Source organism: Kribbella sp. VKM Ac-2568 (assembly GCF_004345365.1).
Classification (GTDB): domain Bacteria; phylum Actinomycetota; class Actinomycetes; order Propionibacteriales; family Kribbellaceae; genus Kribbella; species Kribbella orskensis.
The window spans coordinates 448992-463822 of the sequence record NZ_SLVF01000004.1 but is presented as its reverse complement, the minus strand read 5'-3'; the positions used below and the strand labels follow the sequence as shown (position 1 = coordinate 463822).

Below are 14831 nucleotides of genomic sequence, written 5' to 3'. Positions count from 1 at the left end.
CTTAGTGGGCGGTCCAGCCGCCGTCGAGGACGAGTGAGCTCCCCGTGAGCGAGGCCGAGGCGGGGCCGCAGAGTAGCGCGACCAGTTCGGCCACCTCGGCCGGTTCGATCAGCCGCTTCACCGCGACCGGTTCGAGCAGCACCTTGTCCAGCACTTCCGCCTCGGTCAGGCCGTGGGTGGCCGCCTGGTCGGCGAGCTGCGCGGTGACGAGCGGGGTCCGGACGTACGCCGGGTTCACGCAATTGCTGGTGACTCCGTGCGCCGCACCTTCGAGCGCGACCACCTTGCTGAGCCCTTCCAGCCCGTGCTTGGCCGCGACGTACGCCGCCTTGAACGGGCTGGCCCGCAGACCGTGCACCGAGGAGATGCTAACCACCCGGCCCCAGCCGCGGCTGTACATGTACGGCAGGGTCTGGCGGATCAGCCGGAACGGCGACTCCAGCATCAGCCGGAGAATGTAGCCGAAGCGCTCCGGCGGGAACTGCTCGATCGGCGCCACCTGCTGCACACCGGCGTTGTTCACCAGGATGTCGACGTCGGACGGCAGGGCGGTGAGCCCGTCAAGGTCGGCGAGGTCCGCGACGACCGGCTCGACATTCTCCAGGCCGTCCAGTACCCGCAGGCCGTCGGCGTCGTAGTCGACCGCGACCACGTGAACGCCGTCCCCGGCGAGCCGCCGGGTGCAGGCCTCGCCGATCCCCGATGCGGCGCCGGTGACGAGGGCGCGACGTGGTGTGGTCATGGCGGAGACCTTAGGAAGCGTCTAACCCCACAAACCATGGGTTGGCGGCACATACTCGTGCCACCAGTCCTGTGGTCTCAGCTCATGTCAGCGCACCAGGGGTACCTTCGCCCAGTCGAGGTCCGAGAGCCAGGTAGAACCCGGTGTACGAGGGCTGGTTGTACGTCGCGTCCTGCCGGGCCAGGTGTCGAGGGATCTGTCCGCAACTGGCCGCCTTCACGTGACTGACACAGAGGTGACGCCTATCAAACCTGCCGGTGCTGATAGCAAGATTTACAGTTGAACCATGGTCGACATCGAACAGCCGAAGAAGAAGGCCGCCGGCGTTCCCGCCGTGCTCTCGTCGTTCAAGTTCGGTTTCCGCGAGATGGGACCGGCCCGGACCGGCAAGGTCTTCCTCAAGATGAACCAGGACGGGGGCTTCGACTGCCCGTCCTGCGCCTGGCCCGATCCGGACAGCAAACGCAAGCACGCCGCGGAGTTCTGCGAGAACGGCGCCAAGGCCGTCGCCTGGGAGGCCACCCGCAAGCGGGTGCCGCGGGAGTTCTTCGCCGGGCACTCGATCGACGAGCTGAACGAGATCTCCGAGTTCGAGCTCGGCAAGCTCGGCCGGATCACCGAGCCGATGCTGCTCCGGGCCGGCAGCGACCACTACGAGCCTGTCGGCTGGGAAGAGGCGTTCCAGGTCGTCGCGCGTCATCTGAAAGCCCTCGTCGATCCGAACGATGCGGTGTTCTACACCTCCGGCCGGACCAGCAACGAGGCCGCCTTCCTCTACCAACTCTTCGTCCGCGCCTACGGCACGAACAACCTGCCCGACTGCTCGAACATGTGCCACGAGTCCTCCGGTACTGCGCTGTCGCGGGTGATCGGCAGCGGCAAGGGCGCGGTGACGCTGGAGATGCTCGAGGAGGCCGAGCTGATCGTCGTCGTCGGCCAGAACCCGGGCACCAACGCGCCCCGGATGCTCAGCCACCTGGAGATCGCGAAGAAGCACGGCGCGGACATCGTCTCGGTGAACCCGCTGCCCGAGCCCGGCCTGATGAACTTCAAGAACCCGCAGCGCCCGTCCGGCTGGGTCGGCAAGGGCACCGCACTGGCAGACCAGCACCTGCAGATCCGGATCGGCGGCGACCAGGCGCTCTTCCTTGCCGTCGGCCACTTGTTGCTGGAGGCCGAGGCGGCCGCGCCCGGCACCGTGCTGGACAAGAGGTTCATCGAGCAGCACACCAGCGGGTACGAGCTCTACTCCAAGCACAACGCCGAGCTGGACTGGCCGGCCGTCGAGCAGGCGTCCGGGCTGACTCGGGCCGAGATCGAGGAGTTCACCCAGCGCTTCATCAAGTCCAAGGCGACGGTGATCTGCTGGGCGATGGGGCTGACGCAACACCGCGAGGCTGTTGCCACCATCACCGAGATCGTAAACGTCCTGCTGCTGCAGGGAAACATCGGCAAGCCCGGCGCCGGACCGTGCCCGGTGCGCGGCCACTCGAACGTGCAGGGCGACCGCAGCATGGGCATCTGGGAGAAGATGCCGGCCGCGTTCCTGGACAGGCTGGACGCGGAGTTCGCCTTCACCTCGCCTCGCGAACACGGCATCGACGCGGCCGAGACGGTGCAGCGACTGCAGCGCGGTGAGGTCCGGGTGTTCTTCGCGATGGGCGGCAACTTCGCGATGGCGACGCCGGACACCGCCGTTGTGCACAAGGGTTTGCGGGAGTGCGACCTGACCGTGCACATCTCGACCAAGCTGAACCGGTCCCACACGGTGACCGGGCGGGAGGCGCTGATCCTGCCGACCTTGGGTCGCACGGACCACGATCAGACCGCCAACGGCCCGCAGTCGGTGACGGTTGAGGACTCCCAGGGCGCTGTGCACCTGTCGACCGGGAACCTGATGCCCCCGGCACCGGAGATCAAGTCGGAGATCGGCATCGTCTGCGGCCTGGCGGCGCTCGTGGTGCCCGAGGTGGGCGAGATCCCCTGGGCCGACTTCGCCGACGACTACAGCCTGATCCGGCATCGGATCGGGCGGGTCGCCGACGGGTACGAGAACATGGAGAACCGCCTTCGGGTCAAGGGCGGCTTCCTGCTCGCGCATGCCGCGCGGGACAAGCGCGAGTTCAAGACCTCCGACGCGAAGGCGCAGTTCAGCGCGAACGACCTGTCCTGGCTGCCGACTTCCGCCGGCCGACTGCTGCTGCAGACGATGCGGAGCCACGATCAGTTCAACACCACGATCTACGGGCTGGAGGACCGGTACCGCGGGGTGCACGGCACGCGCGAGGTTGTCTTCGTGAACCCGGACGACCTGGCCGAGCTCGGACTGAAGGACGGGCAGTACGTCGACATCGTCAGCGAGTTCGCGGGGGTCGAGCGGCGAGCCTCGAAGTTCCGGCTCGTCTCCTATCCGACCGCGCGGGGCTGCGTCGCGGCGTACTACCCGGAGACCAATGTCCTGATGGCTGCCGACGACGTCGCCAAGGGCAGCAACACCCCAGTGGCCAAGGGGTTGACGGTCCGCCTGGAGCCCGTCAGCTGAGCTGGCGGCGGATGGTGGGCTGGAGAGCAGCCAGTACTACGGCCGCCAGCGCGGCGGTCGTCCACAGACCTGCCGGGCCGGTGGTGTCGAGGAGCTGGGTGACGGTCAGCGGCGCCACGGTGGATGCGATACCCCAGCTGATTCCGAAGACGGCAAGGTACCGGCCGCGTGCGTGGTCCGGGGCAATCGCCGAGACGATCGTGTAGTAGCGACCGAGGAGGAGCAGGTCGCCGAGGCTCCAGATGACCGTGGCTGCGAGGAAAACAGGCAGGTTGTGGGCGTGGCCGTTGGCGAACAGGCCGATCGCGAGCAGGACGTAGCCGATCGTCATACAGGTGAAGTCGTCGAGGGTGCGAAGTCTGGTCGTGTGCAGGAGTCTTTGGCCGGCGATGAGGGTCAGGGCCGAGACGGTCAGCAGGATGCCGATGCTCGCCGTCGGCAGGTTGCGCTCGATGAGGGTGAGCGGCAAGCCGAGGATGAGTTGCATGTAGAGGGCAGCGAAGACCGTTCCGCTGAGCAGCAGGATGAGTAGTCGCCGGTCGCGCCAGGCTGCAGTACGCGTCGCCGGTTCTTCGTTGCCTGCGGCCCTTGTGTCAGTGGGGAGGGCGCAGCCGATGAGGATTGCGCAGGCCAGGCAGGTGACGGCGTCGATGGCGAAGAGCCAGCGCAGGTTCCAGTGGCTGAGTGCCGCGGCCAGGACACCGGCGACGACCGCGGCGGCGGCCATTGCCGAGCCGAGCAAGCCGTAGGCGGCTGGGCGATCGGCGGGCTGGGTGACGTCGGCGATCGTCGCCTGGCTCGGTGGCTCGTAGATCTCGAAGACCAGACCTAGCAGGGTGACCGCGAGGACTGCCGACCACAGGCTGCTCGAGAGCGCGATCCAGGTCTGGGCGAGGGCACAGCCGATCAGGCCGAAGACGATCGTGCTTCTGCGTCCCAGCCGGTCGGCGAGGTGACCGCCGAAGATCCGGGACGGGATCGTGGCAAGGCCGAAGAGGGTGAGGATCAGGCCGGTCTGGGCGAGGGTCGCGCCGAGTTCGACGGTCAGGACCACGCCGAGGAAGGGCAGGGTGAAGGCGCCGAGCCGGTTGACGGCGCGGGCTGCCACCAGGATCCAGACCGTCGACGGTAGACCTCGCCAGGGAGAGGTCCGGGACTCCGGCGCGATCGTCATGCGTCTCCCCTTCGCTCGCCGTGACTATCGAAAGCGGTATGGTCAGTCACGTTGGAGGACACTACGGAGAGATGGAGTGACTAGTCAAGTGACGTTTGATAGTCATGTCCTCAGCGTGCTGACGACGTCGGTGGCGCTGGTGAACCGGCTGACCGGGGGCTACTTCGGTGGTGCTCCGCTGGGGGCTCCTCAGGGTGCTTTGCAGGTCGAGGCGACCGCCGAGGCGCTGAGTGCCGATGGTCGGCCGCGCCCCGAGGTGCAGCCGTCGGACGCCGAGCACCTGGCCGCGATGGCGGCGCGGATGAGGGTTGTATTCGAGGCTGCGCACGCCGGTGAGATCGACCGAGCCGCGACCGAGGTCAACGCGATGCTGCTCGATACGCATGCACGGCCGCAATTGGACGGCGGCGGCGACAAGGGTTGGAGTCTGCACTTCCATGCGGCCGACGACACCCTGGCTCACGGGTGGGCCGCTGGATGCGCCGCCGGTCTGGCTCTCGCGCTCGGCAGCGACCTAGCTGGCCGCCTCGGAGTCTGCGCGGCCCCCCAGTGCGACCGCGTCTTCCTCGACACCTCCCGCAACACCAAACGCCGCTTTTGTTCCCCCCAGTGCCAGAGCCGGGTCAAAGCCGCCGCCCATCGAGCCCGCCAACACCCAACCACCTGACCAACCACAGCGCCCCGCCCAGGGATTCCCCGGGCGGGGCGCTGCGTAGTACGGGATCAGCCGACGGGGGTGAGCTCGCGCTCGTCCTCGGGGGCCGCGGTCGGAGCGGCGTGCTTCGGGGTCTTGCCGCGGAGCCACTTCGGGGCCCACCAGTTGGCGTCGCCGAGCAGGGTCATCACGCTGGGCAGGACGACCGCCCGGATGATGGTGGCGTCGATCAGGATCGCCACCGCCAGGCCGACACCCAACTGCTTCATGTCCAGCGTGCTCAGGGTGGCGAACACCGCGAACACGCCGATCATCACGGCGGCCGCGCTCGTCACCACACCGGCCGAACCAGTGATGCCCTCGGCCACGGCCTGCTTGGTCGGCACCCCGCGCAGTACGGCCTCGCGGATCCGACTGACCACGAACACGTGGTAGTCCATCGACAGCCCGAACAGCACCACGAAGAGGAAGAGCGGCAACCAGGAGACGACCGCCCCGTTCGACCGGAAGTCGAGCAGCCCCTCGGCCCAGGTGTTCTGGAACACCGCCGTCACCACTCCGTACGCCGCGCCGGCGCTGAGCAGGTTCAGCCCGATCGCGGTGATCGCGACGACCACGGACCGGAAGGTCACCATCATCACGATCATCGTCAGCAGCAGCACGAACCCGATCACCAGCGGCAACTTCGCCCGGGTGTGGGCGGCGTAGTCCACATCGGCCGCGACGAACCCGCCGACGGCGTACTCCACGCCCGGCACCTTGCCGACCGTCTGGGGCATCAGTTCGTTGCGCAGCTTGGTCAGGGAGTCGCGAGCCTGCTGGCTGCCACCCTCGTACGGCGTGGCGACCTCGAGCACGGTCACTGTGCCGTCCTTGGAGACCTTCGGCTCCTCCAGACCGTCCTGCGCGAACAGGTTGTCGGACTGGGTCCGCTTGACCAGGTCCGCCAGCGCGGCCTGAACCGCGGCCTGCTGATCGGCCGGAGCCCGTACTGCGACCTCGTGGCTGGTGCCGGTGCTCGGGAAGGCCGCCGTCAACCGGTCGTACGCCTTCATCACCGCGGTGTCGCGCGGCAGGTCCTCGGTCCCGGGGAACTTCAGCGTCATGCCCAGTGCGGGGGATGCCACCGCGAGCAACGCGGTCACGGAGACCAGCAGCGTGGCGACCGGGTGCTTCAGCGCGGGCTTCAGCATGGCCGGCCAGAAGCGCGGCTTCGACTTGTTCGCGGTCAGCCGCCACAGCAGCGGGATCCGCGGGCGGTCCACCCAGCGGCCGAGCTTGGCCAGCAGCGCCGGCAGCACGGTCAGCGAGCCCACGACGGCAACTGCGACGACCAGGATCGAGCCGACCGCGAAGGACGAGAACACCGCGTCCCGGGCCAGGAACAGCCCTGCCATCGAGATGATCACCGCTATGCCGGAGACCACGACCGCGTGGCCTGAAGTGGCCGCGGCGATCTCGACCGCGTCGACGTGACCGCGACCCTTCGCCCGTTCCTCACGTTCACGGCGGAGGTAGAAGAGCGAGTAGTCGACGCCTACCGCCATACCGATCAGCAGGATCACGCTGTTCACCGCGTCGACCGCGGGGATCAGTTGTGAAGCTGCGGCCGAGAGCCCGATCGCTGCAGCGACGGCCGACAGCGCCAGCACCAGCGGCACGGCCGCGGCGATCAGAGCGCCGAACGCGATCAAGAGGATCGCCAGCGTCACCGGCAGGCTGAACATCTCCGCCCGCTTGAAGTCCTTGCCCAGGGTCTCGTTCAGCGCCTTCTCGATCGACTGCCCGCCGACCTCCTCGATCCGCAGGCCCGGGTAGTCCTGCTGGACCTTCGCGGTCGTGTCGAGCAGCGGCTGGATCCGCTCGCGGCCGCCGTCCTTCAACGTGACCCGGACGATCAGCGCGTCCTTCTTCGGCGACAGGATGGGCTGGGCGACCTCCGCGACCCCACCGAGGGCGCGCATCCGCTCAGTCACCACACCGGCGACCTTGTTGGCCTCTGGCTGGTCGAGAGCCCCCGAGTGCGGCGTGATCAGCACGCTCTCGACGTCCGGGTCCTCGAAGTTTCCGGACTTGACGATGTTGTCGGCCCGGGTCACCTCGCCGATGTCACCCTCGTTGGTGGACTCCTTCGTTCCCGTCATCGAACCGAGCGCGAAGCATGCGACGACGACAGCCACCCACATCGCGATCGCCCGCCACGGATGGGTGGCGCTCCAGCGTGCCATCCGCACCGTGAGTTGTCCCCTGGCCATGACTCCTACCCCTCTGCGCCGCCTCTGGCGCACCTCCCCAGCCGGCCCGACGCCGTTCGCTGGCTACGGGTAACAGCCTTCGGGAAGTACCCCGTCCGCCACCATGCAGGAAGCCACCGAGTTCACCCTGGTGCCAGCCCCACCCCACCCTGGGGATTGCCACAGGTTCCCCCTGCGATCTCCCACACCCCACCCACTTCCCGTACTCCGTACGACGTACTGAGCGTGGTCGTCCGTGTTCGCTGAGGTGGGGTGAGTGCAGCAGCTCCCCTCGCGCCCGGCTCAGTGGCCGCCGAGTCGATCCTGAGATCCGGCTGAGGGCGACTCCGGGAAACTCTCAGGGTGAGTGACTCAGAAGTCTTCGAGGTCGAGGGAGGCGGCGGCGGAGACGCCCTCCAGATAGCCCTCGGCGCGCTCGGCTCTGGGGTAGCGGTGGACCAGCTTCCAGAACGCTGCGTTGTGGGACGGTTCCACCAGGTGAGCGAGTTCGTGGACCAGGACGTAGTCCACCACCCAGGCCGGCATCGACTGCAGACGGGTGCTCAGGCGGATCGAGCGGTCCGCCGGAGTGCACGATCCCCACCGTCGATTCTGGTTCGAAACCCACCTGACCGACGCAGGTTCGGGCACTTCAGGCAGGTGACGACACGCGAGATCGTGTGCTCTGGCCAACAATTTTTCGTCCGACACGCGGGATTTGCTGCGCTGCTTCTCGAGCCGCTGGAGCATCGTTTCGACCCACCGCGCTTCCTCGGCGGCGGACAGCCGGTCCGGCATCAGCACGACGACGCGCTCGCCGTCGCGGTAGGCGCTGACGGTCCGCTTGCGCCGCTTGCTGCGGCGGATATCCACGTACGACGGGATCGGGCGCGGTGGAGAGTCGGCCATGGGTCAGACCGTACCCCCCAAATCCCCCAACTTTCTTCTGTCCACATCCTGTGTATAGGCGTTTTCCCAGGTCAGAGGGCGGTTCTTGCGGTCGTGCTCACGGGTTGTTCACATCCTGTTCCCCCGCTCGTCCACAGCATCGCCCGGCGCGCCCCACAGCTTGCACACAGGTTTATCCACAGGGGTGGACAACGTGGACTTGTCACCAGGCCGGCCGGCTCCTAGCGTCGTCAGCAGCAGGCTCCCGGACCGCCTCCGGGGCCGCTCGGAGGGGAAGCCGAGCGGTTCCTGAGGCGGATCACCGGGAGCCTGTTCCGTGTCGCCGGGAACTTCGGAAAGGGGTTTCCAGGCGGCGCGCTGACCGGGAGTTGCGCTTGAGCCGCTCCCAGCCTGCCGTAGGGTGAATCCCGACTGGGCCGAACGGCCTACGGCAGGAAGGTCTGCCGTTAGCATCCACGACGGCCGGGGTTATATGCCTCGGCTGGTATTCAAAGCAAGGAGAGGGCCCTCATGGCAGAGACCTGGAGCGGCGAGTTCTACTGCGTCAAGTGCAAGGCCAAGCGCACCGCCGACGGCGAGGTCAAGGTCAACGACAAGGGCACGCGCATGGCCAAGGCCAAGTGCCCCGAGTGCGGTACGAACCTGAACCGGATCCTCGGCAAGGCCTGACGCACCAAGTCGTAGGGGCGGCGGTGCGACCCACCCGGGTCCGCCGCCGCCCCTCCGTCGTTTCTTAACCCGACGCGCGGATGCCCCGGCGAGGCTCCGGCTTGGGTGACCCGACAGAATGGGAAACGTGTCCGACCTCCCCCGCAAGGCGCTCAGCCGCACCGCGAAACTGGCGAGCTTGCCACTAGGTGCCGCCGGGCGTGCGACCGTCGGACTGGGCAAGCGGATCGGCGGTGCTCCGGCCGAGACCGTGATGGCCGAGTTCCAGCGCCGGACCGCCGACCAGCTCTTCTCCGTCCTGGGTGAGCTCAAGGGCGGAGCGATGAAGTTCGGCCAGATGCTGAGTCTGATGGAATCGGCGATGCCCGAGGAGCTCGCAGCGCCGTACCGGGCGACGCTGACCAAGCTGCAGGACTCCGCGCCACCGATGCCGGCCTCGACCGTGGACACGATCCTGTCGCGGGAGCTCGGCAAGCGCTGGCGGGACCGGTTCGAGGAGTTCGACGACCTGCCTGCCGCGGCCGCGTCGATCGGCCAGGTGCATCGCGGCATCCTGAAGGACGGCCGCGAGGTCGCGGTGAAACTCCAGTACCCCGGCGCCGCCGAGGCGTTGCGGGCCGACCTCAAGCAGCTCGGGCGCTTCGCCCGGACCTTCGGGGCGCTCGTTCCCGGCGTGGACATGAAGCCGCTGGTCGCGGAGCTGCAGGAGCGCATCGGCGAGGAGCTCGACTACGACCGCGAGGCGCAGGCGCAGCAGCAGTACGCCGACGCCTTCAAGGGCCACCCCGAGTTCGTCGTGCCCCGGGTGATCAAGCACTCCCCGTCGGTCATCGTGTCCGAGTGGATCGAGGGCAAGCCGCTGTCCGGTGTGATCACCAGCGGCACCAAGACCGAGCGGGACGAGATCGGGCTGAAGTACGTCCGGTTCATGTTCAGCGGACCCAAGCTCGCCGGGCTGCTGCACTCCGACCCGCATCCCGGCAACTTCCGGGTGATGCCGGACGGCCGCCTCGGCGTGGTCGACTTCGGCCTGTGCGCCCGGCTGCCCGACGGTCTGCCGCCCGCGATCGGCCGGCTGCTGAGGATCTCGCTCACCGGCGACGGGGTGGCGGTGCGCGACGGTCTCCGCGCTGAGGGCTTCATCAAGCCGCGGATGGACATCGACCCGGACCAGTTGATGGACTACCTGGCGCCGTTCGCGGAGCCCGCCCGGGCGGAGACGTTCCAGTTCAGCCGGGCCTGGATGCGCGAGCAGGCGAACCGGACCGGCGACTTCCGGTCCCCGAACGCGTCGATGGCGCTCAAGATCAACCTGCCTCCGTCGTACCTGCTCATCCACCGCGTGTGGATCGGCGGCATCGCCGTGCTCTCGCAACTGGAGGCCGAGGCCCCTTTCCGCGCCACCCTGGAGGAGTTCCTCCCCGGCTTCGCCGAGGAGGACTGACCTCAGCCGCCGCGGCTCACCGCCAGTGGCGGCCGACCGCCGGGCTCACCACCAGGCGCTGTCGAGCTTGCTCTCGATGCTGCGGACGTTCTCGCGGGCACAGCGGTCGCAGTACACGAGTCGCCGGCCGTTCTCCATCGACGTCACCCAGGTGAGCGGCAGGTCCTCGCTCTCGGCTTGCTGACCGCACAGCGCACAGGTCGGATTCACCATGGCACCAGTCTGCTGCACCTGGCATCGGTGCCACCTCCGGGGTCGCCTACTGCCCGGCGGCGTTCACCTCGGCCTCGGCGTCGGCAGCCTCGGCGTGACCGCCGAGGACCGGCAGGGGCCGCAGTACGACGGCCAGCAGCACGGCCATGCCGGTGATCACCACAGCGGCGATGGCGGCCGCCACGTGCAACCCACTCGTGAACGCATCCCGCGCCTGATCCAGTACTGCGGACGGCAGGCCGCCGGCAACCGCCGCGGCCAGCGAGTCCCCCGCCTCGGTCGGGGCACCGTGGCGGTAGACCGCGATCACGACGCTGCCGAGTAGTGCGATGCCCAGGGCGTAGCCGAATTCGTTGCCGGTCTGAGCTAGTGCGGCTGCCGAGCCGGCCTTCTCCGGCGGCGCAGACCCGATCACCAGGTTGGTCCCCAGCACTACGAGCGGCGCGACCCCGAGGCACTCCACCGCGAAGGCGATCGCGAGGGTCGTCGCGTTGTCGGCCATGGCCGTCACCACCAGGCCGGCCACGGTGAACAGCAGCGCGCCGGAGATCAGCCGGCCCGGGCGGATCCACCGAGCCAGCAGCGGCGCCACCTGGAAGCTGATGGTCGAGGTGACCATGCCTGGCACGAGCGCGAGTCCGGCCTCCAGAGGCGACAGCCCCTCGACCAGCTGGAAGTACTGCGCGATGAACACCATCACCCCGCCGGAGAGCAGCGAGTACGTCATCATGCTGCCGAGCGTCACGGTGAAGGTCCGCTTGCGGAACAGCGACAGGTCCAGCAGCGGATCAGCGAGAGCCCGCTGCCGCCGCAAGAAGAACCAGCCGACTACGAGCCCGAAGACGACCAGGCACGCCGGTACTGCGGACCACCCGGAGGCGGCGAACTGCTTCAGTCCCTGGATCACCGGCAGGATCGCCGCCAGCGACAGCGCGATGCTCGGCAGATCGATCCGCCCGGCCGCGGGGTCGCGGTACTCGGGGAGCAAGATCGGCCCCGCGATCAACAGCAGCACCATCGCCGGGACGCCGATCAGGAACACCGAGCCCCACCAGAAGTGGTCCAGCAGGACGCCACCGACGACCGGGCCGATCACGGCGCCGACGGTGAAGCAGCCGCCCCAGATGCCGATCGCCGAGGCTTGCTGGCGTGGGTCGCGGAAGAGGTTCATCACCAGGGAGAGCGTGCACGGAGTGATCGCGGCTCCGGCGATGCCCAGGAGCGCGCGGGCGCCGATCAGCATGCCCGGGGTGGTCGAGTAGGCGGCCAGGACGGAGGCCGCGCCGAACACCACAGCCGCGATGAGCAGCAGGCGCCGCCGCCCGATCCGGTCTCCGAGCGACCCCATGGTGATCATGAAGCCGGCCACCATGAATCCGTAGACGTCCATGATCCACAGCTGCTGATTGCTGCTCGCGCCCAGTCCGGCAGCCACCGGTGGGAGTGCCAGCAGCATCACAAAGGTGTCCAGCGACACCAGCAGCGTCGGCAACGCCAGTACTGCGAGCCCGATCCACTCCCGGCGTCCTGCCTTCGGCCCGACGTTCATACTCGATTCCTTCCATCGACCTGCCTTGCCTGATACCCGTGCGTCGTACGGGCCGGCGGCGGATCGACAGGCGGTGTGGGATCTGGTGCGTCGTAGGGTCCTGGGCATGCGTTGGGAGATTCACGGTGAGCGGGAGGTCTGGAGCAGTCCGTGGTCGACGGCGTCGCAAGCCTCGTACTGCGGTGAGCGTTCGCAATCTGGACGTCGAACAGCCGGACGGTGAGCGGGTCAACTACCACGCCGTCCGGTTGGCGGACCTGGCAGCGGCCGTGGTGATGGACGTGGTGACGGATGCCGAGGCGCGGGTGCTGCTCATGTCCCAGCCGCCCGGACGCTCACCTGGTGCCCGAAGCGGGACCTCGGACACCAAGCCGCGACCTCGGACACGCAACAGCATGTCCCTGGCCCCCACAAGGTGTCCTAGGTCCCCGCAACCGCAACGTCCACCGGCACCTCACGCCCCAGAACCTGTCCCCCGGTCCCCCACGACCGCGCACCATCTGCTCCGGGTCCGCCGATCGGCCACCCGATGACGGGTGCCGAGCCCGGACGAGGAGCCGACGCTGATCGACGTACCGGTCGAGCAGCCGCCGGCACTGCGCCCCGCAGTACGGGGTGTTGGTTTACGGCCGCTGCCGCCTTGCACAAGCCGCCATCCGGCCAATAACCCGCCAGCGCCCCCACCGTCTCGGGGCGATCGGCCGCCTGATGGCGGGGTATTCGGCGGCTGGCGGCGTGCAGAGGGCCAGCCGGCGAACAACCTGCCAGCCCCAAGCCCGAGCGCCCCGGAGCTCGGCGCGATCAGCACTCACCCCGGCGAAACCCACCCCCACGGGGACCGTGTTGCGTACCGAAGGACAGATAGTCGTCGCCGAACGGACCACCCCGGCGGACCGCCCGCGCCCGGCGCCTCGGGGATCGGAGCGGTACTGCCTGTCGCTCGGCACACGCCGGCCCTTGAAACCCCGGCGGACCGCCCGCGCCCGGCGCCTCGGGGATCGGAGCGGTACTGCCTGTCGCTCGGTACACGCCGGCCCTTGAAACTCCACCGGACCCGGCTCAGACCTCCCCGCGGGATCCGCGTAGCTGCGTCCTTCCCTGGTCGGGATGGGGTGGGTCAAGAGTCGAAACTTGTTTCGATCCCGAAGGGACGCGGAGCGCTCTTGACGCACACCAGCACGACTAGCACCATCACGCAGCGGAGACCGCGAACCACCCGCACCCCACGCCAAGGCACGACCCGTCCGGGCTACCGGCCTACCGCCGAGGCTTCGGCGTTGGCGGAACCCCCGGCTTGGGCGATGGCGGATCACCCCGCCAAGCCCCCGGATGGCGGGGTGATCGCGGCTCACGCCGGACCGGATCGGGGCTGAGCAGGTTGGTGGCCCAGCGCCGGATGCCGCGGGCAGGGTTGGCGAGCGCGGGCGGCGCCAGTCGGGGCCGGACCGTGCCGAGGCGCGGACCGTGCCGAGGGGCGGACCGTGCCGAGGGCGGACCGTGCCGAGGGGCGGAGCGTGCCGAGGGGCGGCATCCGGTGGATGCCGCCCCCCGGGGGCAGCTTCGGCCAGGTTGTGCGGTCCCCTGATCCGCACTCCATGGTCGGGCTGGGCCGCGGCCGAGCGGGAGGGTTAGGTCCCGTGGTGCTCGGTCGCGGAGTTGTAGCTGCTTGCGGCGTCTGGAGATCGGCTCCTACCGCGGCAGCTGGTGTTTCTGGCTCAAGCCGGCCGGACCGTGCGGTCCGGCCGGTGGCTGAGAGCCGGGTGGATCAGACCAGGCGCGCGAGGGTGAGGCGCGCTTTTGCGCTGGCCCTCTCCGCACGTGCCGTGGCCCGCTCGGCGTGCTTCTGCGCCCGGGCCATCTTGGCCGCGAGGTGGAAGCGCCGGTTCTGCTCTGCGTCCTTCAATTTAGAACGACAATGAGCACGGGCGAGATCTTCTTGAAGTAAATGCATTTCAACTCTCCTGGGTGAAGTCTGGGTCGTCATGGTTTGTAGTCTCGATTCGGGATTCGGTTCGTCGGATCAGTTCAGGCTGCGGTCACGGTGTCGCACTTACGTGGACGCCCTCGGGGCCGCTTGCGCGGAACCACAACACCCTGGACGAACAGTTCGCCTCCCCACACTCCCCACGGCTCGGAACGCTCTAGCGCTCCGGCCAGGCACTCGGCCTTCAGCGGGCAGGTGGTGCAAAGAGACTTGGCATACTCGACGTCCGCCGGCGATTCGGCGAAGAAGAGTTCCGGTGCGTAGGACCGACAGGGCAGGTCCTGCGCAGTTGCCACCTCGGTGAATGCATCGAGGAAGCTAACGCTCATTCCGGTCACCTCCTGAGTGACTGTCTTGCTCTGTTGTCGCGGCGCCGGCCACCCGGTTGGTGACCGGCAAAACTGTGTCGGACAAACAAAAGGGCCGCGGGACCCTTTTCGGGTTCCGCGGCCTTGGAGGTGCCGGCTGACTTTGAGTCAGACCGGTGGACTCCATGCTCGAGAACCCTGACCGCCGTACTTCGCATCGCCGACAGCTGCGCCCCGGAACTGGGCAGAGCTGACAGCCATGAGCACAACGGTCGCGCCGTGCAGACGCGGCGAGGCACCCTGGATCGGGGCGCACGGCAGCGCGCTGACGCCAAACGGCTTCTTCGTGATGTTCGTGATCATGTCCAAGGCACCTCCTCTCGTTGTGGCGAAGTGAGCAGCTAGCTC

Annotated in this window: 13 protein-coding genes; 5 read left to right on the top strand and 8 right to left on the bottom strand. The window is 68.4% G+C overall.

Annotation, left to right across the window (positions count from 1 at the left end):
• Position 1 precedes the first annotated feature (1 nt).
• On the bottom strand, positions 2-742 hold the full coding sequence (locus EV648_RS13475) for an SDR family NAD(P)-dependent oxidoreductase (protein WP_132289952.1): 741 nt from the start codon (positions 740-742) through the stop codon (positions 2-4).
• A 286-nt stretch (positions 743-1028) separates the two neighbouring features.
• Between EV648_RS13475 and EV648_RS13470 the strand changes: the two genes are divergently transcribed.
• The gene (locus EV648_RS13470; protein WP_132289949.1) at positions 1029-3284 is read left to right on the top strand and encodes an FdhF/YdeP family oxidoreductase; all 2256 of its coding nucleotides are present in this window, start codon (positions 1029-1031) and stop codon (positions 3282-3284) included.
• Here the strand turns inward: EV648_RS13470 and EV648_RS13465 are convergent.
• Positions 3277-4458: an MFS transporter gene (locus EV648_RS13465; protein WP_132289946.1), complete on the bottom strand. Its 1182-nt coding sequence runs from the start codon at positions 4456-4458 to the stop codon at positions 3277-3279. The genes EV648_RS13470 and EV648_RS13465 overlap by 8 nt on opposite strands.
• A gap of 88 nt (positions 4459-4546) precedes the next feature.
• Between EV648_RS13465 and EV648_RS13460 the strand changes: the two genes are divergently transcribed.
• Positions 4547-5125, top strand: a complete 579-nt coding sequence (locus EV648_RS13460; RefSeq protein ID WP_241995124.1) for a CGNR zinc finger domain-containing protein — start codon at positions 4547-4549, stop codon at positions 5123-5125.
• 56 nt (positions 5126-5181) lie between these two features.
• Here EV648_RS13460 and EV648_RS13455 read toward each other — a convergent pair whose 3' ends face one another.
• Both EV648_RS13455 and EV648_RS13450 read right to left on the bottom strand, forming a co-directional pair.
• Positions 5182-7368 (bottom strand): MMPL family transporter, encoded by a 2187-nt coding sequence (locus EV648_RS13455; protein WP_132289941.1) that lies wholly within the window; start codon positions 7366-7368, stop codon positions 5182-5184.
• Between the two features lie 351 nt (positions 7369-7719).
• Positions 7720-8256 carry a M48 family metallopeptidase gene (locus tag EV648_RS13450; protein ID WP_132289939.1) on the bottom strand — a complete coding sequence of 179 codons (537 nt, stop codon included), beginning with the start codon at positions 8254-8256 and terminating at the stop codon, positions 7720-7722.
• Positions 8257-8766: 510 nt separating this feature from the next.
• Here EV648_RS13450 and EV648_RS43190 point away from each other — a divergent pair.
• Positions 8767-8925 (top strand): DUF5679 domain-containing protein, encoded by a 159-nt coding sequence (locus EV648_RS43190; protein WP_012922897.1) that lies wholly within the window; start codon positions 8767-8769, stop codon positions 8923-8925.
• A 118-nt stretch (positions 8926-9043) separates the two neighbouring features.
• Positions 9044-10369: an AarF/ABC1/UbiB kinase family protein gene (locus EV648_RS13445; RefSeq protein ID WP_199234577.1), complete on the top strand. Its 1326-nt coding sequence runs from the start codon at positions 9044-9046 to the stop codon at positions 10367-10369.
• A 45-nt stretch (positions 10370-10414) separates the two neighbouring features.
• Here the strand turns inward: EV648_RS13445 and EV648_RS43185 are convergent, their stop codons facing one another.
• The 4 genes from EV648_RS43185 to EV648_RS13430 all read right to left on the bottom strand — a co-directional run bounded on the left by EV648_RS43185 (position 10415) and on the right by EV648_RS13430 (position 14444).
• On the bottom strand, positions 10415-10582 hold the full coding sequence (locus tag EV648_RS43185; RefSeq protein ID WP_199234576.1) for a hypothetical protein: 168 nt from the start codon (positions 10580-10582) through the stop codon (positions 10415-10417).
• Positions 10583-10628: 46 nt separating this feature from the next.
• Positions 10629-12131, bottom strand: coding sequence for an MFS transporter (locus tag EV648_RS13440; RefSeq protein WP_132289935.1), 1503 nt, complete (start codon positions 12129-12131; stop codon positions 10629-10631).
• 1765 nt (positions 12132-13896) lie between these two features.
• Positions 13897-14115 (bottom strand): hypothetical protein, encoded by a 219-nt coding sequence (locus tag EV648_RS13435; protein ID WP_241995121.1) that lies wholly within the window; start codon positions 14113-14115, stop codon positions 13897-13899.
• A gap of 41 nt (positions 14116-14156) precedes the next feature.
• Positions 14157-14444 carry a WhiB family transcriptional regulator gene (locus tag EV648_RS13430; RefSeq protein ID WP_132193680.1) on the bottom strand — a complete coding sequence of 96 codons (288 nt, stop codon included), beginning with the start codon at positions 14442-14444 and terminating at the stop codon, positions 14157-14159.
• Between the two features lie 238 nt (positions 14445-14682).
• On the opposite strand from EV648_RS13430, the gene EV648_RS42575 reads away from it, so the two are divergent.
• The gene (locus EV648_RS42575) at positions 14683-14820 is read left to right on the top strand and encodes a hypothetical protein (RefSeq protein WP_158292993.1); all 138 of its coding nucleotides are present in this window, start codon (positions 14683-14685) and stop codon (positions 14818-14820) included.
• Positions 14821-14831 lie beyond the last annotated feature (11 nt).

What these genes read in the sequence shown, in the direction of transcription:
- EV648_RS13475 (WP_132289952.1), bottom strand. Translation starts at nt 742, where the DNA reads ATGACCACACCACGTCGCGCCCTCGTCACCGGCGCCGCATCGGGGATC.
- EV648_RS13470 (WP_132289949.1), top strand. Translation starts at nt 1,029, where the DNA reads ATGGTCGACATCGAACAGCCGAAGAAGAAGGCCGCCGGCGTTCCCGCC.
- EV648_RS13465 (WP_132289946.1), bottom strand. Translation starts at nt 4,458, where the DNA reads ATGACGATCGCGCCGGAGTCCCGGACCTCTCCCTGGCGAGGTCTACCG.
- EV648_RS13455 (WP_132289941.1), bottom strand. Translation starts at nt 7,368, where the DNA reads ATGGCCAGGGGACAACTCACGGTGCGGATGGCACGCTGGAGCGCCACC.
- EV648_RS13450 (WP_132289939.1), bottom strand. Translation starts at nt 8,256, where the DNA reads ATGGCCGACTCTCCACCGCGCCCGATCCCGTCGTACGTGGATATCCGC.
- EV648_RS43190 (WP_012922897.1), top strand. Translation starts at nt 8,767, where the DNA reads ATGGCAGAGACCTGGAGCGGCGAGTTCTACTGCGTCAAGTGCAAGGCC.
- EV648_RS13445 (WP_199234577.1), top strand. Translation starts at nt 9,044, where the DNA reads ATGGGAAACGTGTCCGACCTCCCCCGCAAGGCGCTCAGCCGCACCGCG.
- EV648_RS43185 (WP_199234576.1), bottom strand. Translation starts at nt 10,582, where the DNA reads ATGGTGAATCCGACCTGTGCGCTGTGCGGTCAGCAAGCCGAGAGCGAG.
- EV648_RS13440 (WP_132289935.1), bottom strand. Translation starts at nt 12,131, where the DNA reads ATGAACGTCGGGCCGAAGGCAGGACGCCGGGAGTGGATCGGGCTCGCA.
- EV648_RS13435 (WP_241995121.1), bottom strand. Translation starts at nt 14,115, where the DNA reads ATGACGACCCAGACTTCACCCAGGAGAGTTGAAATGCATTTACTTCAA.
- EV648_RS13430 (WP_132193680.1), bottom strand. Translation starts at nt 14,444, where the DNA reads ATGAGCGTTAGCTTCCTCGATGCATTCACCGAGGTGGCAACTGCGCAG.
- EV648_RS42575 (WP_158292993.1), top strand. Translation starts at nt 14,683, where the DNA reads ATGAGCACAACGGTCGCGCCGTGCAGACGCGGCGAGGCACCCTGGATC.